Origin of the sequence: Shewanella sp. 6_MG-2023 (assembly GCF_030547195.1) — a bacterium.
Taxonomy (GTDB): Bacteria; Pseudomonadota; Gammaproteobacteria; order Enterobacterales; family Shewanellaceae; genus Shewanella.
In genome coordinates, this window is sequence record NZ_JAUOQU010000017.1 from 1 (window position 1) to 16980 (window position 16980).

Genomic DNA, 16980 nt, shown 5'->3' on the forward strand with positions numbered 1-16980 from the left:
AGTCATTTTTAAACTTATTTAAAAACAATTTTCAGCGTCACTTTACAGTGAACTGATTTGGCGTGTAACCCATGCTAGTGCGTGGTTTGCCGTGTCAGTGGATGCGCATTATAGGCAGATTCTGAATTGGTGCAAGGGCTTTTTATATAAAAACCGTTTAAGCGAATAGCTTTTGAACAGATCGTTTTATTTTTAACTATTATGGGTATTTAAAGAACACTTTTGTCCTACAGTAACTATCAGTAATATGGTTTTTATCGTGTTTTGAGGTCATATTTTCATCAGAGTATGGTGAAAGCTTCAATAATTCATTACCATAGCAATGTTTTTAACAGTTATTTATCATTTTTCATTTTTATTAGAGACAATCATATGCAAAAGTCATTTGTTATTACCCTAATTATTGCCCTTATAGGTGCAATCGTTATTTATGCTCTTTCTACCAATGTTCAATTAGTCGTGTCTTTCATCGCTGGTGTTATGTTAGCGAGTCTTATATTCACTTTTGTTCCGTCTTCAACTGCAACTGATTCAAATAAGCCTTATGTTGGCCCAACAATGACACTTTATGTTGGTAACTTGCCTTACCGTGTTCATGAAGGTGAAGTGAAAGCTTTATTCGGCGAATATGGACCAGTTAATTCAGTACGTTTAGTTAGAGATAGAAAAACAGGTCGCCGTAAGGGATTTGGTTTTGTTGAAATGTCTGAAACTGGCGCCAAGAAAGCAATGAACAAGTTAAACGATTACAGTTTCCAAGAACGCACACTAAAGGTGCGTGAAGCTAAATCACAAGAGTCAGATCCATCTGAGTCAAATAAAGAAGACTAAACCCCTTCTATTAGCTGCCTACGGAAATGCACTCTAGTTGCTTAAAACCGTAGTCAGCTAATGTTAATGCTAAGCCTTTATCTATCTTCTTTGTAAATCCCGCTGTTAACCTGCCTACTTTGTTCGTTTTACCTTTAGCTGACCTGTTTATTGTTTCTAATAATGACGCCACTCTTATTGCAATGGCTTCGCCGGAATCTAATAGCGTTACTGGATGGCTAATGCACTCAGCTATTTCTTGGCGTAATAACGGAAAGTGAGTGCAGCCTAAAACCAAGGTATCTATATCAGTGCCATTTATCGAAGCCAAGATTGGTTTTATCGCATTTAAGTTTATTGGGTTTCTTTTAGCTTTCTCTTCGGCAATAAGCACTAATTCAGATGAACCAATCAAAGTCACTTCACAGCAACCAGCAAACTCACGGATCAACTCTTTAGTATAAGCTCTTTCAACTGTCCCTGGCGTGGCAAGTAATGCTATGTGTTTGGATTGAGTCAATTGCGCTGCAGGTTTAATTGCTGGCACTACGCCCACCACGGGTATGGTTAGTCGTCTTCGTAAATGCGGTAACACTAAGGTGCTGGCAGTATTGCAGGCAACGACCACAATGGAAGCATTAATGCATGCCACTTGCTTGATAATCAGTGCCACACAACCTTCAATTAATGCTTGTTCTGCTAGATCCCCATAAGGTAGCCGGGCATTATCAAATAAATAGAAGATATCTTTAGCAGGCATTTTTGTTTGAATGTGTTCTAAAACGGATAAACCGCCGATACCAGAATCAAAAATAAGTATTGGACCTGACAATCTCTTCTCCATAATGCGGGTGATAAAAGCTGTATAGATAAAATTAACCACTTAATCCATTAAGATTAAGTCAATCCGCTGGACATCAGCGTTGTGTAGTATAATATTTGCGCCCTTAATTTACAGCCTATGGTGGAACAAAATGAATTTAGCTGCAATGGATCCTAAAAACTATGATGCGCAACTAGCAGAGAAGCGTATCAAGCTTGAACAGGACTTTGCCGATTTTACGCCGCCTAGTTTAGAAGTTTTTGCCTCAGAACCAGCCCATTACCGTATGCGCGCCGAGTTTCGAGTATGGCACGATGGCGATGACTTATTCTATTACATGTTTGATAAAGTCTTAGATGAGAAAGTGCGCTGTGAGCAATATTTGCCAGCAGGGACTTTAATCAATGAAATGATGACTGCATTAATGGAAGAGCTACGTCCTAATCATGATTTACGCTTTAAGTTATTTCAGGTGGACTTTTTAACCACGCTTAGCGGTGAGATCTTAGTGTCGTTACTTTATCACCGCCAATTAGGTGACACTTGGATAGAGCAAGCGACCCAAATGAAGGCGCGTTTAGCTGAAAAGTTTAACGTCAATATCATTGGCCGAGCACGTAAACTTAAAATCGATTTAGATAAAGACTTTGTGGTTGAGACCCTTAATGTAGCCGGTCAAGAATTACATTATAAACAAATTGAAAATAGCTTTACCCAGCCAAATGCGAAAGTGTCAGTCAAAATGCTCGAATGGGCTATTTCAGCAACCAAAGACAGCACTGGCGATTTATTAGAGCTTTATTGCGGTAATGGCAATTTCACTATCGCTTTAGCGCAAAACTTTGACCGCGTACTAGCAACAGAATTAGCTAAGCCATCTGTTGATGCTGCGCAGTATAATATTGCCATCAACAAAGTCGATAATGTGCAAATCATTCGTATGTCTGCTGAAGACTTTAGTGATGCGATGGCGAAAAAACGCACCTTTAGACGTTTAGAAGGTATTGACTTAGATAGCTACGATTGCAATACCATTTTCGTTGACCCACCACGAGCGGGTATTGACGATGACACCTTGGCATTAATGCAAAACTACGACCGCATTTTATATATTTCATGTAACCCAGAAACCCTAAAAGCAAACCTTGAGGTACTGGGAAGCACCCATAAGATCACCCGTTTCGCTTTATTTGATCAATTCCCATATACCCACCATATGGAATCAGGTGTACTACTAGAACGTAAGTAGGTTCAACACATATTAAAAAGCCGTTATAGGATGAATTATCCATAACGGCTTTTTTATTGCGCAAGTTTTACTATTAATTCACTGATGCTATTTAGTATCAACTTTATGTTGCAGCGCTTCTGCGCCTTTTGCCACCATGCGCAATTGCAGCACTAAGTGATCGGCTAATACTTTTCTGTCAGCTCGTTTCATATCTAAAGCTGATGCCCCAGCGTTAAACACTAGGGTAACTAAAGCTTCTGCTTGTACTCTGGCTAGCATCGGCGTTCTTCCAGCAGTCGCCTCTGTGTAATGAGACAACTCTGAAATAAAGTGTTCTATTTCTCTTGCTACAGCGGCACGAAAAGCCGCTGACGTTCCTGAGCGCTCATGTAATAGAATTCGAAAAACATTGGGATTTGATTCTAATACTTCCACAAACGTGTCAACCGAGATGCGAATGACACTGCCACCCGCTTCTGCGCGCTGGCGACCTTTACGCATCATTTGTCGAAGTGTGAGTCCACCTTCATCAACCATGGTTAAACCAAGTTCATTCATGTCTTTGAAATGACGATAAAAAGAGGTTGGTGCTATGCCCGCTTCCCTTGCCACTTCTCGCAAGCTTAAACTGGAGAAACTACGTTCAGCGCTTAATTGATTAAAAGCGGCATCTACCAATGCACGACGGGTTTTTTCTTTCTGTAATGCTCTTACACCCATGTAAAGATCCATTTAGTAAATGTTATTGCACAGATAATACCGCTTTTAAGCTAAAAACACAGCCCCGAGATACTTGACCGAATAAAGTTGGTGAGCTAAATTAGCTTACAATTGTACGCTCAATAAGAATCATGGATTATCTTAATGAAAAAACCACCGATTATTTGGTTAAATACTGCTTTATTTGCGCTAACACTACTTGGCGCGCTGACTTTAGTGCCGTGGCGTGGTTTTACACATGGCTTTGAAGCTATTGAGTGGATTGCTTTTGTGGTACTTGCCTTTGCTAGCGGCCTTTCAATTACCGCCGGTTACCATAGATTATGGTCTCACAAAGCTTATAAAGCGCATCCTGCAATGCGATTCTTATTTGCCCTTGGCGGTGCATTAGCATTACAAAATAGTGCACTGCATTGGTCATCAGATCATCGCATCCATCATAAGCACGTTGATAATAACGACAAAGATCCTTATTCAGCCAAAATGGGCTTTTGGTATAGTCATATTGGTTGGATGCTACGTGAATACCAAGCCAGTCGTTATCATGATTATAATAACGTCCGCGATTTACAAAAAGATGCCATCGTTATGTGGCAGCATAAACATTATCTTACCCTAGTGGTATTGATGAATATCGCACTACCGGCATTTTTAGGCTGGCTCAATGGCGATATTATTTCAATGGTGCTGATGGCAGGACTATTACGTTTAGTGGTCGTACATCACTGTACTTTCTTTATTAATTCATTAGCCCATGTCTGGGGCAGTCAGCCCTATACCAATAAAAATACGGCTAAAGATAATGGCATGATTGCCTTACTGACCTATGGTGAGGGTTATCATAACTTTCATCACATTTTTGAAAATGACTACCGTAATGGTATTAAGTGGTGGCATTACGACCCAACAAAATGGCTAATTAAGTCAATGCAATGGTGTGGTTTAGCCACTGATTTACGAGTAGTACCGCAAGAGCGAATCGAAAGTGCCAAACTTCAAATGCAATTATTAAGAGCGCAAAATAAGGTCGCACATTTACCAAATTGTGATGAAATAATCGCTAATTTCCAAGCCGAATATGATCTTATGAAGCAACATCTAGTGGATTATTATCAAGCGAAAAAGGTACTGCTAGATGCCAAACGTAAACAACTGAGCAACCAGCAATTAAAATTGCAGGTCGAAGAATTAAAAGCACGTTTGTTAGCCCAAAAGAAAAACTGGAATAGCCTCACTGCTGCTTATTAAAGTCTGTTTTAACCCATTAAAAGTAAACGGCTACCTTGCAAGGTAGCCGTATGTGTTTATGATGGATAATCTTCCTTTTTAAGGGTTACCCATTAATGTCTGAATCGTCAGTTAAACTTACTGAATATAGCCACGGCGCCGGCTGTGGCTGTAAAATTTCCCCGCAGGTACTTAGCACCATACTTGCCTCATCTTTACCCTCTTTTACCGATCCTAAATTATTAGTCGGCAATCAAACCCGTGACGATGCAGCAGTTTACCAACTCAATGATGAAACAGGCATTATCAGTACTACTGACTTTTTCATGCCGATTGTGGATGACCCCTTCACCTTTGGGCGTATCGCGGCCACTAATGCCATCAGCGATATTTATGCCATGGGCGGCACGCCTATCATGGCTATTGCCATACTTGGCTGGCCAGTGAATATCTTAGCTGCAGAAGTGGCTCAAAAGGTTATTGAAGGCGGGCGCCAAGCCTGCGCAGATGCGGGAATAATGTTAGCTGGCGGTCACAGCATTGATGCACCTGAACCGATTTTTGGATTGGCGGTAACCGGACAAATCCCTCTTGAGCAATTAAAGCGCAATAATACGGCAAAAGCTGGCGATAAACTGTATCTCACTAAACCGATAGGGATCGGTATCCTCACTACCGCGCAAAAACAAAAAAAGCTCACAGAGCAAGACAGTATGATTGCCATTGATGCCATGTGTCAGCTAAACAAGGCCGGCCAAGATATTGCGGCAATCGCTGGAGTAAATGCACTGACAGACGTCACGGGTTTTGGCTTGGCAGGTCATTTGATTGAAGTTTGCCAAGGCGGCGATGTCACTGCGAATTTAGTATTTAATAACATCCCATTATTAGACCGAGCGCTGCACTACTTAAACTTAGGTTGCACCCCAGGCGGAACCCAACGCAACTTCGACAGTTATCAGCAATACTTACCTAAAATGAGCGAGCAACAAAAAGCGATTCTGTGCGATCCGCAAACCAGTGGCGGCTTGTTGATTGCGGTAAGCGCTGACGCAGAACAACAACTGGTTGCTTTACTTGAGGCGCAAAATATTGCCCCTATTTGCATTGGTGAATTGAGCGCTTCAAATACCAATAGCGCATTAATTACACTGACATAGAGAGTAACAAATGCTTGCTAACATCATTGCTAAAACCGAGTATCAACGTCTTTTCCTTCAGCAGCGTGCGCTCATTGATGTGCGCGCCCCCATCGAATTTAGTAAAGGCGCCTTCGAGCATTCGGCCAATTTCCCGCTGATGAATGACAGTGAACGTACCAAGGTTGGTACTTGCTATAAAGAGCAAGGACAACAGGCGGCTATCGAATTAGGTCATCAATTGGTTAATGGCAAAACCAAACAGCAGCGCATTGAAAGCTGGCAGCAGTTTATCGCTAAGCACCCCAACAGCTACCTATATTGTTTTCGTGGTGGCTTACGTTCAAAGTTGTCACAGCAATGGCTGAAAGAGGCCGGCATCGATATCCCTTATATTGAAGGTGGCTATAAAGCCATGCGCCAATATTTAATTGATATCATTGATACCGCGGCGACTTTGCAGCCCTTAGTCATTTTAAGCGGCAGCACCGGCAGCGGCAAGACCGAGCTCTTACAACTGCGACCAGAGTCCATTGACTTAGAAGCCATTGCCAATCATCGCGGCTCAAGCTTTGGTAAGAACCTTGAGCCCCAACCAACTCAAATTAATTTCGAAAATCAGCTGGCGACACAGCTACTACAACATCAGCAATTGCCACAACATAAAATCTTGTTAGAAGACGAAAGCTTCTTAATCGGGCGCTCAGCCATACCCAAAGCTTTTTACCAAGCGATGCAAGCCAGTGAGATGATTGTATTAGAAGAAAGCTTAGCGAATCGTATAAACAGAATACATAAAGACTATGTTATTGATAAGTCAGCCGCCTTTATCAATAAATATGGCGCAGAACATGGAAAAGAACAGTTTAGCCAATACCTGCTTAGCAGCATTAATAGCATCAAAAAACGCTTAGGTGGCAAGCAACACCAACAGCTCAGTGCCATTATTGAAAGCGCCATAAATCGACAGTTTTCAATAAACGATGCTAATGAACATTTTGATTGGATTTCAATACTATTAGAGCGCTATTACGACCCTATGTATCAATACCAAATGAGCAAACGTCAGCAAAGGGTAATATTTAGTGGTGATAAAATTGCGATCCAGCAATATTTAGATCAGCTAGCAGGATAATTCACACACTCTGCACTCATAACAACGAACGGTTGCTGTTATGAGTGTCACATAGCAAAGATAGAGCAACCACTTATACTCGTGCTTTAGCCCCATCATTTAACGACCATTAGCGCTATCATTTAACGACCATTAGCGCTCTCATTTAACGACCATTAGCGCTCTCATTTAACGAACAGTTGCGCTATCAAATAACTCAGTGACCTTAGCTTGTAGCCCATGGCGACCCAGTGAGACCCCATCGACCGCTGCATCAATATTCACAGTCACCCTAGACCAAAAACGCTTCGGTGGTGTTGTCAGTGCATGGCCGCCTTTATGGCTAAAGTATGAGCCCCATAAGCCTTGTAATGACATCGGGATTACTGTGACGGGATCTCTCGCTAAAATCGCTTCGATACCGGGTCTAAACTCAGCAATTTCACCATCAACAGATAAACGTCCTTCAGGGAAAATACACACTAGCTCCTCATTACCAAGGGCTTCATGGATTAGCTCAAATGCTTGCTTGTAGGTGGTTTCACACTTTTTAGGTGAGCAAATAGGAATAACTCCAGCATGGCGAAAGAGATATTTTAATAGCGGAATTTCACTGATGGATTTATCCATCACAAAACGAATAGGACGGGTGGATGCGCCCATAATAATTAAGGCATCAACATAGCTAACATGATTACAGACAATCACCCCAGCTCCCTGCGCCGGAATATTGAGACGCCCATTAACACTGACGCGGTACATCAAGTGGCTCAACAAGTAACTGATAAAGCGCTGAGCAAACTCAGGTACCTGAGCATACACATATAACGCCACCGCAGTGTTCAACCCAGCAAGGAGTAAAAATAATTGCGGAATACTCCACTCTAAAACGCCAAGTAACAACATAGATAGTATTGCCGCCATCACCATGAATAAGGCATTAATAATATTGTTTGCCGCAATAGCTTGGGCACACTCCCCTGGTGCAGCCCTAGATTGAATAAAGGCATACAAGGGCACAATGAATAATCCACCACTTAAGCCAATAAACAGCAAATCAACCATCAGCCGATAATGCTGCGGATCTGCGATAAAGCTACTAAAGCTGTAAACAAAACTGCTATCTAATGGCGCTGGCGGAATAGCAAAAATTAAATCACCCCCAAATACCGTTAAACCTAAAACCCCAAACGGCAGCACGCCTAACTCCACATGACCATAGGAAATCCGCTCACATACCCACGAGCCAATGCCGATACCAATGGAAAATAATGCCAACAATAACGACACCACGGTGGCATCGGCATACAGGTGTAATTTGGCAAAGTTAGGAAACTGGGTTAAATAAGTGGCGCCCAAAAACCAAAACCAGCTAATGGCGAGAATAGCCATCCAGATACTTGGGGTTTGCCTTACTTTGGCAATATTGCGCCATGTTCCCGTAAAAGGGGTAAAACGAATTTTACTGATTGTGCCTTGTGGCGGTAATGCAGGAATAGCCCGGCTTGATAAGTAACCAGCAATAGATAACGTCACCACAGTCACCGCGGCGCCAAGTAAACTATGCTCACTTGCCACTAACAAACCTGCAGACAAGGTGCCAGCAAGGATCGAGATAAAGGTGCCCATTTCAACCCAAGCATTACCAGTAACTAACTCATCTTCTTTAAGCGTTTGTGGCAATAAGGAATACTTAACTGGGCCAAAGTAAGCCGATTGACTGCCAGTAAGAAATAGCAGCACCAACATCAGCAAATAGCTTTGCGACAATATGGCAAAAGCCGCGCAAGACATGATGATAAGCTCCAGTAATTTAAGTCGTCTTATCAGTCGCGCTTTGTCCATATTGTCAGCCACGACACCTGCATGGGCTGAAAATAAGAAAAACGGTAAAATAAACACTCCGGCAGCTAAATTAACAAACATATTGACGCTAATCGGTAGTGCATCTACCTGGCTGTAAGTCACCAGTAATAGCAGCACATTTTTATAGATATTATCGTTTAATGCCCCAAGGCACTGAGTGATGAAGTAAGGGAGAAAACGTTTGGTTAATACCATGAAACATCCTTATTTTGCCATTCCTGAGGTATAGCCTTGAATATAAATAGATAACAATTTTGGTAAGTAATTTAAGCCATGAATGAAGCTCTGAGTGAACACCCCCTCTCCTTCACGCATTGCATTTGCCCTTAAGCCGCTATTATCAATAATGCTTTGAACAACAAACTAACAGCAAACAAAATTAAAACAATGCTCATAACCCATTAATTTATAGACAGCATGAGTATTTTATAAATGGCGGCCACAAAAAAGCCCTCTACTAGAGGGCTTAAATAAGTCATGTCGAGCTGACTAATTAGTGAGGATATCGTCCCAAGGTAAATTCGGGCTACCTACAACAATAAAGTTTGGATTTTCAAGGGTTTCACGTTCATTATAAGTTAACGGTTGCAGGTTAATATCCATTAACGCGCCGCCTGCTTCTTCTAGAATAATTTGCGCAGCGCCTGTATCCCACTCACCGGTTGGCCCTAAACGCACGTAACAGTCAGCTCGGCCTTCGGCCACTAAACAACTCTTTAATGCTGCGCCGCCTAACACCACTAATTCGCAACTGCTAGGATGACTGAGTAACTTTAATACTGATTGTGGGTCTTGACGACGACTTACCGCAAGACGTAAACCTGATTCATTAATATCAGTAAGTGGTTTACTGCTAATACGCACTTCATTGTTAGCATCACGTTTGTAGGCTCCTAAACCTGCAATCGCGTAGTAACACACGTTTGTCATCGGCACATACACTATCCCCATCACAGGGCGATTATGCTCAACGAGTGCAATAATCACTGAAAAGTCACCACTACCAGCAATAAATTCACCAGTGCCATCTAATGGATCCACTAACCAATAACGTGGCCACTCGCTACGCTCATTAAAAGGTATATCGGCAGCTTCTTCACTTAAGATTGGAATATCAGGCGTTAATTTAGCAAGTTCAGTACAAATAATTTCATTTGCAGCCAGATCCGCTGAGGTGACAGGAGTATTATCAGATTTTATTTCGCGATCAAAATCACCTTTCAAATAAATATCGCGGATTTTTTGACCCGCCTCGGTGGCAATACTGATGACTTGTTCAATTACTTCTTCTGGCTTCATAACGACTCCAATCGCCAAATAATACTCTGAATAGTGTCAAGTTAGACTAATTTACGATTTATTTGTAGTTAAATTAGATGAGTAAGCTGAAATATTTTAATCATCAGTCAGTAATAACGCTTACAACATCTCAATTGGCTAAATTTAGCCGCTAACACAGTAGCAAGATTAACCTTGTAAATGTTGTTGGGCTAAAAATAATGCACTCACACTTCTCGATTCTGAAAAATCAGTGTTATCCAGTAACGCTTGCCATTCACCAAGCGCCCACGGGATAACTTCAATAGGTTCAGGCTCATCACCTTCTAGACTGCTTTCATATAAATCTTCAGCAATGAAAATTTGCATCTTACTGGCAAAATAACCTGGCGCTAAGCTTAATTCTTTCAATAAGGTCAGCTTACGACTGGCAAAACCGATTTCTTCTTGTAACTCACGATTCGCGGCTTCAACAGCCTCTTCGCCGGGATCAATCAAGCCTTTAGGAAAACCCAACTCATAATTATCAGTGCCTGCGGCATATTCTTTAGCCAACAAAAATTGACCTTGATGCACAGGCACAATCATGACCGCACCGCGGCTGCCACCACTCATTCGTTCATATTGACGCTCAATGCCATTAGAAAATTTTAGGTGCAGCTGTTCTATCTGAAACAGTCGACTTTTGGCGACAATTTCGCGATGAAGAATTTCGGGCTTTTTATGCCGTGATGTCATTAAAACCTCGTATATGACGAATTTAGTAAGACCAGTTACAATCTTACTACCCTAGCTATATTCTACAACCGGAATTTACATGTTTCCTTGGCATAAGATAGACACAGTTTTGCTCGATATGGACGGCACCTTGCTGGATTTGCATTTTGATAACCATTTTTGGTTAACTTTGGTACCTCAACAGCTTAGTACACAAAAGCAAATTTCCTTAGCCCAAGCGCAGGTGCTAGTCGAGCAGTCTTACCATAAGGTTGTTGGCACCCTAGACTGGTATTGCATTGATTTTTGGCAGCAACAATTAGACATAGATATTCTCACCCTGCATTATTCACTGGTTGAGCGAATTCAAATGCGCCAAGACAGCATGCCCTTTTTAGAGGCGCTCGCTACGGCAGGTAAACAAAGAATCCTGTTAACCAATGCCCATCCTAAAAGCCTAGAACTTAAATTAGAACATACTGAACTGGCAAGAGGCCTAGATGGAATGATGTCGAGCCATGAAACGGGTTATCCTAAAGAGCACCCTGAATTTTGGAAGCAAGCATTCGCGAAGTATGATTTAGATCCAAGCCGCTGTTTGTTTGTTGATGACAATGAAAATATTCTTGAAGCATCACGTTTGGCGCGTGTTGGCTTTCAATTAGGTATTAGCAATCCTGACAGTCAAAAGCCCAATAAGGATTTTATCGATTTTCCTGCCATTGATGATTACCAACTCTTACATCAAGACTTATTAGCTGCAGTTAAAGGCTAAGTGCCTATGGTAGCTAATAATTTATAGCCAATAAAAAAGGCAGCTGATGTGATTCAGCTGCCTTTCAAATTTCTGATGAAGCAGTCGTTACTACAACCCTGGAATCGTGCCCTGATAATTAACAGGGTAATAGCCTTGGCTATCTTGTTTACCCAAAAAGCTTAAAGCTTGGGTTAAATCTTGTGGCTGCTCATGGGTCGGTTTGATCTTAGCACTAACCACAATACGATTATTTTCACCTAAAGTGGCGCTACCTTGAATCCCCATTTTGTTCATTGAGTCATCAGTCATCAATTGCACTTGGCCATCAATACAACTCAACCCTAGGGCGATATCCCCTAAAGGATATTCACCAAACTGATTTTTAACATCAATAGCATTCAAAAATAGCTTACCGGTTAACTGCTCACACCAAGGCGTACCTTGCTTAAGGCTTTCAACAATTAAACTGACATCACCATCTACCATGGTTCTAAAGGGTAATTTTGCGTTGCCTAATAAAAATTTATTCGGCGCTTCAAAGCGCAAGTTTTCAGCTGAGACACCTGAGAAAGACCAACTAATATCACCCTGCCCACTAACTGGCGTTGCCCGGCTACCAATCTGCAGATCGACATTGAGCTGACCAATAAATAATGTCCAAGGATTTAAATCCCATGACACCTGTTCAATCAAACGGCGATCAATCGACACCAAATCAGCAGAGCCTTGCCACAATGTACCACTAACACCGCTTACCTTGATATTATTGGGTAATGGCGCAATCCCCACTAGCCAATTTGCTGGGATAAATACCACCAAAAAGATCAGGTAAACAAAAACACCTAAAATAATTTTCTTAATCAAACTCACTACTATACCTACTTACTTAGATAACTGAATACGGCGCACTTTGACATAACCTGCCAAGTCAGACTCTGATACATCAACACTTTCTAGGGTTAAGCCTTTTTCTTCAACCAGTTCATGCAAGTAATCAAGTAAGCTGTCAAATGGCACATCGTCCATCCATAATTGGATTTTATTGCCCTGTGGCTGCATACGGGTAATGTCTAAATCATATTGGCCAGCTAATTGGTTCACAATCGAACTTAAGCTGCCTGATGCTCTTGGCCCAGAACCTTGTTGTTTTAAACCGGCAATTTTATTCGCCGATTGTTTAACATAATTTAAGGTTTGCTTGGCTGCTTGATGATCTTTTTCAGCATTGTCTGCCGCAGTTGCAATCGGGCTCCAAATGCCCCAATACAAAATTCCAATAACCACAAACACTGCGCAACTGCCGACTAATTGCTGTTCACGTTGCGCGAGTCCACGCCACCAAATTTGCAAATTTTCCATCTTATTTGCCCTTCAAGGTAATTGTGGTATTCACTTCATTGTCACCGCTATTGATGGCACCCATATCAAACTCATAACGCGCTTCAACCAGTTGCTTGAATTTATCCACGTGATCATAACTTTTTGCCGTCACTTGCATGCGCAGTTCATTACGACTTGCATCAAAACGAATTGAGTTCGGTTTTAAATCGGGCACTTTTTGAAATGACTCTTTCAGGCCATCAAGCATGTCAAAGAAAGCAGCACCGCCACCTTGACCTTTAAGACTGCGCAATTGTGAGTCCAGCTGCGAGCGAATATTAACAATCCGGTTTACCCCTGGACTAACACGCTTAAATATCGCTTCACTTTGCTGTTTTATTTCAGCGGTTTGTTGATTCAACTGATGAATGGTTAAGCCTTTATTCACTAGCCCAAGTACGATAGCAATAACCGCTACAATAGCCGCATTTTTCCATAGCATCAGATGCTTGCTGTATTCACGCTTTGGCTGATACACACCGCTTAATAAATTAATCGGTGCCTGTAAAATACCCTTTGCCAATACCATCATCGGAATATCTAATGGTTTCGCTTCCACCTCAGCATTGGTAAACACTAAGTCTTCGCTATAGGCGGCAATTTTTAGCGCAGAATCGGCATCACTTCGACGCGATAGCAGCTCAGGTAAGGCGAAATCTAACCATGTTTTTGGCAAGCTCACACCACTACCTTCACCGGTACGCAGTAACAATTCATCACCCATATCCAGCGCAGCCCAGCTACATTGATCCAACGGTAAGGCTAAACAATCAGGGACAATACTCTTTACTTTAATGCCAGCATCAAGCAGCCAAGATAACCAGTTTTGCATTTGCTCATGGGCCACTGCGGCGACATTTAGCTGCTCACCATCACGGGGGCCAACCACAAAGTGCATGGTTTCAACATCAGAGGCGATGGTTTCTTCTAGCATGAAAGGGAGTGCCTTTAACGCTTGGCGCTGATTTTTTTCAGGCAATGCAATTTGAGTCAATGTCATACTGGCCGCTGGCACCAACACATCCACCGGACGATTGCCCGCGCGCTCAGTCAAACTGGTTAAGCTCGCTGCATCACTTAACTCACCTGAAGCAATAATTTCTTGCTCTTGTTCTGACCATACCAGCCACGAACAAGGACTTGTTGATGTTTTCCCTAATCGGATAAAAAGCCGTTCAGACACTGTCATTCTCCACAAGCTTCAAACTGCCACAGGCCAAACTAGCCAAGGTTAATTGAAGCGGATTGTTACCCATATTCATTATTGCTGATCACCGTATTGACGACTGATCACATCAAACTTGTTATTACTGCGACGCAAAACGCTATCCATTCTAAACATCGCATTATCCACTTTAGCGCCCGCTTTTAATAAGAAGTAATTACTATCGACCACTATGCTCGATTTCATATTACTTTCAGTGGCTAAACTCGCTAAGGAATTATTTTCCCAAAACTCTGCTGTGGTTTCGAAGCCATCTGCAGGTCGTTGGTTAATTAAACTTTCCGCATCGCTTTGGCTAATCTTGTTTTCTAGCATACCCACTAACAATGCTGCTTGTTCAACCTCTAGGGTATTCACATTAAGCAATTGTTGGTTATTACCTGGTATCGCGCAAATATAAGGCAACAAGGTTAAATACACTTGCTGGTTATATCCTAATACCGCCCGCAGCTCACTGCGATGATTCATCAAGGTATTCGCTGCTCGATACGGCGTATTACGAGACTCATAATCGGCATCTTCAGCGCCATAGGGCATTGCTACCGTATCTTCGTCAATATAATCAATCAAAGTATGGGTCAGCCGCTCGGCGCCAAATTCATCCATACCTAGGGCAACCAACAGTGACATATACTGAGTCGCGGCTAATGATAATTTAGGTTGGCCATTTTCAACTTCTGTTGACTTAACTGATAAAGCGTTAAGATTAAAACAAGAACGCATATCTTTAATCTCACCGCCAATTTCGCCGTATTCAGCCGGAAAAATCACATCAGCTAAAGCCCAATATTGCTGTAAATGTACGGTGCCGTCAGCATCTTCCATATCTTGCTTTAAAATCTTTTTACCTAATTCTTCTGCCGAAATAGCATACCAATAGGCTTGATCATACTGGGCTAAATTCAAGGTACGGCGCATGGATAACTGATTACGGCTGGTAATATTGGTCGCAATAATCACCACTAAAGCGACCACCAGTAACACCACTAATAACGCGACTCCGCGCTGTTTACGCAACCCCGGCGACTGATATTTCATCATCCGTCTTCACCCGTGCTAGAGCCATCAGTATCATTGTCGTTATCAGTATTATCGTTACTACCATTATCATCGTTATTGTCGCCGTTACTGGCTGCGGCATCACCGCCACCTTTAGGCAGTAGAAAACGACGCTCAATGATACCTAAGCCTTCAATTTCTAATTTCATCGCGATGCCAAGTGGCAGTTGTGAAGCATCAACTTTACGCTCCCATTTATCACCGACAAAAAACGAATACTCTATGGAGATAACATCTTTAATGATCAAACTTTTTAATGGCTCTGCACCAATTTCTGGCTCAGGGTAAGGATAGTACCAACGCTCTAAGCGGCCTTCTTGCACCACATATGACACCGATTGCAAACTACCCCTTGGCAACATGCCATCAGGGTTGAGCCAACCTAAACGGAAAAACACCAGCGCTTCGGTTTCTGAGTCCAGCATGTTATCGCCCGTTTGAAACACAGTGGTGGTACGCTCGCCGTCTAGGCCACGTTGTGTTCGGGCTACCATCTGGCCTAAATCACGTTCGATAATGCCAAAACCTTGCTGTAAGGCTTTCAAACGGATTGAAAATTCTTTGGTGGCTTCATCGTTTTTCATCACGGTTGACAGTACCGAGTTCGATGCCAGCCCGATCATGGCAAAAATACCAATAGCAATCATCATTTCCAGCAAAGTAAAGCCTGCTTGGCGATGATTGTCGCTGTGTCTTGAGCGCTTAGCCTTCATTGTGAACATAGCTACTCACTTGTGCGACGGTGCGATTAAATCTGTCATCATCACTGACTAATACTCTGATCATTCTGAAATTGTCGTCGGTGGTTTTAATCACTTCCTGACGCCAATACCAATCTTTATCGGCTAACTCTACCTGACCATTTTTAGTGCCCAGCTCAGGAAAAGGCTGCGTTAATCTAACCTCAACCATTTGATTGCTAGCAACCCATTGGGCTAAGGTTCGCTCTTCTAAAATCGGCAGGTTGGCCATTTGATCACCAATGCTTTTGGTGACAGCAACCGCAGCAATAGAAAACACCGCCAAGGCCACTATGACTTCAAGTAAGGTCATACCTTTACTGTATTTCATCAAAGCTTCCTATGGCTAAACGCCCTAATGCATCACCCACCACTAACACTTCAATCTCTTTACCTTGGTCGTCATCGGTCAAAAAACTCAACTCAAACGTCGACATTTCACCACTGGGAAACAGTAAAATTTGCGGCTCGGGATTTTTCTTTTTATCTTCTTTTGAGGCTTCAATTAATGGCTCATCAAACCAAGATTCATCATCTTCATCTTCTTGAACTAATGGCAAGCCATCAAGCAGTAGACTCAAACTCACACCCGGGTCCATTTGCCTTGGGGCCAGTTGACGATCTTGGGTTATAGGGTGCCATTTTTTTTCATCGTAATAGACAAATTGATATTCATCTTCTTCGACGACGATACCTAAGAATTGACCGCTTAAAATGGTTTCTTCAATCACTAATTCAGTGGTCGCAATAAACTGACGGGCCGTTTTTTTTAACGCTTGCTCAGGCCCTGAAGTACTGGTTGTCATCGTGACGGCAGCCGCAGCTAACCCCATCAATAAGGCAACCAGCAATACTTCTAAGAGGGTGAACCCCGATTGGCGTTTAGATATCATC

At 42.3% G+C, this 16980-nt stretch carries 18 protein-coding genes; 6 read left to right on the plus strand and 12 right to left on the minus strand.

The genetic code is table 11. From position 1 onward, the window contains the following. Positions 1 to 372: 372 nt before the first annotated feature. Positions 373 to 831 carry an RNA-binding protein gene (locus Q4533_RS11220; RefSeq protein ID WP_102436057.1) on the plus strand — a complete coding sequence of 153 codons (459 nt, stop codon included), beginning with the start codon at positions 373 to 375 and terminating at the stop codon, positions 829 to 831. Positions 832 to 841: 10 nt separating this feature from the next. Here the strand turns inward: Q4533_RS11220 and murI are convergent, their stop codons facing one another. Further along, positions 842 to 1642, minus strand: a complete 801-nt coding sequence (murI, locus tag Q4533_RS11225; protein ID WP_102436055.1) for a glutamate racemase — start codon at positions 1640 to 1642, stop codon at positions 842 to 844. A 142-nt stretch (positions 1643 to 1784) separates the two neighbouring features. Between murI and trmA the strand changes: the two genes are divergently transcribed. Next, the gene (gene trmA / locus Q4533_RS11230; RefSeq protein ID WP_102436053.1) at positions 1785 to 2882 is read left to right on the plus strand and encodes a tRNA (uridine(54)-C5)-methyltransferase TrmA; all 1098 of its coding nucleotides are present in this window, start codon (positions 1785 to 1787) and stop codon (positions 2880 to 2882) included. 87 nt (positions 2883 to 2969) lie between these two features. On the opposite strand, the gene fabR is transcribed toward trmA, so the two are convergent. Continuing rightward, positions 2970 to 3584 (minus strand): HTH-type transcriptional repressor FabR, encoded by a 615-nt coding sequence (fabR, locus tag Q4533_RS11235; RefSeq protein ID WP_076541308.1) that lies wholly within the window; start codon positions 3582 to 3584, stop codon positions 2970 to 2972. Between the two features lie 144 nt (positions 3585 to 3728). On the opposite strand from fabR, the gene Q4533_RS11240 reads away from it, so the two are divergent. The 3 genes from Q4533_RS11240 (at position 3729) to mnmH (ending at position 7085) form a co-directional block, all read left to right on the plus strand. Further along, positions 3729 to 4832: a fatty acid desaturase gene (locus Q4533_RS11240; protein ID WP_102476453.1), complete on the plus strand. Its 1104-nt coding sequence runs from the start codon at positions 3729 to 3731 to the stop codon at positions 4830 to 4832. Positions 4833 to 4927: 95 nt separating this feature from the next. Further along, the gene (selD, locus tag Q4533_RS11245; protein WP_303412815.1) at positions 4928 to 5971 is read left to right on the plus strand and encodes a selenide, water dikinase SelD; all 1044 of its coding nucleotides are present in this window, start codon (positions 4928 to 4930) and stop codon (positions 5969 to 5971) included. 10 nt (positions 5972 to 5981) lie between these two features. Next, complete coding sequence (mnmH, locus tag Q4533_RS11250) at positions 5982 to 7085, plus strand: tRNA 2-selenouridine(34) synthase MnmH (RefSeq protein ID WP_102476455.1); 1104 nt, start codon at positions 5982 to 5984, stop codon at positions 7083 to 7085. Between the two features lie 168 nt (positions 7086 to 7253). Here mnmH and Q4533_RS11255 read toward each other — a convergent pair whose 3' ends face one another. From Q4533_RS11255 to nudE, 3 genes are all read right to left on the minus strand, one after another. Then, complete coding sequence (locus Q4533_RS11255; protein ID WP_303502754.1) at positions 7254 to 9125, minus strand: MFS transporter; 1872 nt, start codon at positions 9123 to 9125, stop codon at positions 7254 to 7256. Between the two features lie 294 nt (positions 9126 to 9419). After that, positions 9420 to 10229, minus strand: coding sequence for a 3'(2'),5'-bisphosphate nucleotidase CysQ (cysQ, locus tag Q4533_RS11260; RefSeq protein ID WP_102436043.1), 810 nt, complete (start codon positions 10227 to 10229; stop codon positions 9420 to 9422). Positions 10230 to 10397: 168 nt separating this feature from the next. Next, the gene (gene nudE / locus Q4533_RS11265) at positions 10398 to 10946 is read right to left on the minus strand and encodes an ADP compounds hydrolase NudE (protein WP_102436041.1); all 549 of its coding nucleotides are present in this window, start codon (positions 10944 to 10946) and stop codon (positions 10398 to 10400) included. Between the two features lie 79 nt (positions 10947 to 11025). On the opposite strand from nudE, the gene yrfG reads away from it, so the two are divergent. Further along, positions 11026 to 11700 (plus strand): GMP/IMP nucleotidase, encoded by a 675-nt coding sequence (gene yrfG / locus Q4533_RS11270; RefSeq protein WP_303502755.1) that lies wholly within the window; start codon positions 11026 to 11028, stop codon positions 11698 to 11700. A 90-nt stretch (positions 11701 to 11790) separates the two neighbouring features. Here yrfG and gspN read toward each other — a convergent pair whose 3' ends face one another. The 7 genes from gspN to gspH form a co-directional block, all read right to left on the minus strand. Further along, positions 11791 to 12552 (minus strand): type II secretion system protein N, encoded by a 762-nt coding sequence (gene gspN / locus Q4533_RS11275; protein ID WP_102476458.1) that lies wholly within the window; start codon positions 12550 to 12552, stop codon positions 11791 to 11793. 12 nt (positions 12553 to 12564) lie between these two features. Continuing rightward, the gene (locus Q4533_RS11280) at positions 12565 to 13041 is read right to left on the minus strand and encodes a type II secretion system protein M (protein ID WP_102436035.1); all 477 of its coding nucleotides are present in this window, start codon (positions 13039 to 13041) and stop codon (positions 12565 to 12567) included. 1 nt (position 13042) lies between these two features. Then, positions 13043 to 14245 carry a type II secretion system protein GspL gene (gene gspL / locus Q4533_RS11285; RefSeq protein ID WP_102436067.1) on the minus strand — a complete coding sequence of 401 codons (1203 nt, stop codon included), beginning with the start codon at positions 14243 to 14245 and terminating at the stop codon, positions 13043 to 13045. Positions 14246 to 14323: 78 nt separating this feature from the next. After that, complete coding sequence (gene gspK, locus Q4533_RS11290; protein WP_303502790.1) at positions 14324 to 15325, minus strand: type II secretion system minor pseudopilin GspK; 1002 nt, start codon at positions 15323 to 15325, stop codon at positions 14324 to 14326. Next, on the minus strand, positions 15325 to 16059 hold the full coding sequence (gene gspJ, locus Q4533_RS11295) for a type II secretion system minor pseudopilin GspJ (RefSeq protein WP_102436033.1): 735 nt from the start codon (positions 16057 to 16059) through the stop codon (positions 15325 to 15327). The genes gspK and gspJ overlap by 1 nt, the downstream gene beginning before the upstream one ends. Next, positions 16049 to 16417 (minus strand): type II secretion system minor pseudopilin GspI, encoded by a 369-nt coding sequence (gspI, locus tag Q4533_RS11300; protein WP_076541330.1) that lies wholly within the window; start codon positions 16415 to 16417, stop codon positions 16049 to 16051. Before gspI ends, gspJ begins: the two co-directional genes overlap by 11 nt. Further along, positions 16404 to 16979, minus strand: coding sequence for a type II secretion system minor pseudopilin GspH (gene gspH / locus Q4533_RS11305; RefSeq protein ID WP_102476459.1), 576 nt, complete (start codon positions 16977 to 16979; stop codon positions 16404 to 16406). The genes gspI and gspH overlap by 14 nt, the downstream gene beginning before the upstream one ends. Position 16980: the final 1 nt, after the last annotated feature.

Excerpts from the sequence above, each read along its gene's own strand:
- gspI (WP_076541330.1), bottom strand. The coding sequence starts at position 16,417 with ATGAAATACAGTAAAGGTATGACCTTACTTGAAGTCATAGTGGCCTTG.
- Q4533_RS11255 (WP_303502754.1), bottom strand. The coding sequence starts at position 9,125 with ATGGTATTAACCAAACGTTTTCTCCCTTACTTCATCACTCAGTGCCTT.
- gspH (WP_102476459.1), bottom strand. The coding sequence starts at position 16,979 with ATGATATCTAAACGCCAATCGGGGTTCACCCTCTTAGAAGTATTGCTG.
- cysQ (WP_102436043.1), bottom strand. The coding sequence starts at position 10,229 with ATGAAGCCAGAAGAAGTAATTGAACAAGTCATCAGTATTGCCACCGAG.
- gspK (WP_303502790.1), bottom strand. The coding sequence starts at position 15,325 with ATGAAATATCAGTCGCCGGGGTTGCGTAAACAGCGCGGAGTCGCGTTA.
- gspJ (WP_102436033.1), bottom strand. The coding sequence starts at position 16,059 with ATGAAGGCTAAGCGCTCAAGACACAGCGACAATCATCGCCAAGCAGGC.
- mnmH (WP_102476455.1), top strand. The coding sequence starts at position 5,982 with ATGCTTGCTAACATCATTGCTAAAACCGAGTATCAACGTCTTTTCCTT.
- yrfG (WP_303502755.1), top strand. The coding sequence starts at position 11,026 with ATGTTTCCTTGGCATAAGATAGACACAGTTTTGCTCGATATGGACGGC.
- selD (WP_303412815.1), top strand. The coding sequence starts at position 4,928 with ATGTCTGAATCGTCAGTTAAACTTACTGAATATAGCCACGGCGCCGGC.
- Q4533_RS11280 (WP_102436035.1), bottom strand. The coding sequence starts at position 13,041 with ATGGAAAATTTGCAAATTTGGTGGCGTGGACTCGCGCAACGTGAACAG.
- trmA (WP_102436053.1), top strand. The coding sequence starts at position 1,785 with ATGAATTTAGCTGCAATGGATCCTAAAAACTATGATGCGCAACTAGCA.
- Q4533_RS11220 (WP_102436057.1), top strand. The coding sequence starts at position 373 with ATGCAAAAGTCATTTGTTATTACCCTAATTATTGCCCTTATAGGTGCA.
- Q4533_RS11240 (WP_102476453.1), top strand. The coding sequence starts at position 3,729 with ATGAAAAAACCACCGATTATTTGGTTAAATACTGCTTTATTTGCGCTA.
- nudE (WP_102436041.1), bottom strand. The coding sequence starts at position 10,946 with ATGACATCACGGCATAAAAAGCCCGAAATTCTTCATCGCGAAATTGTC.
- fabR (WP_076541308.1), bottom strand. The coding sequence starts at position 3,584 with ATGGGTGTAAGAGCATTACAGAAAGAAAAAACCCGTCGTGCATTGGTA.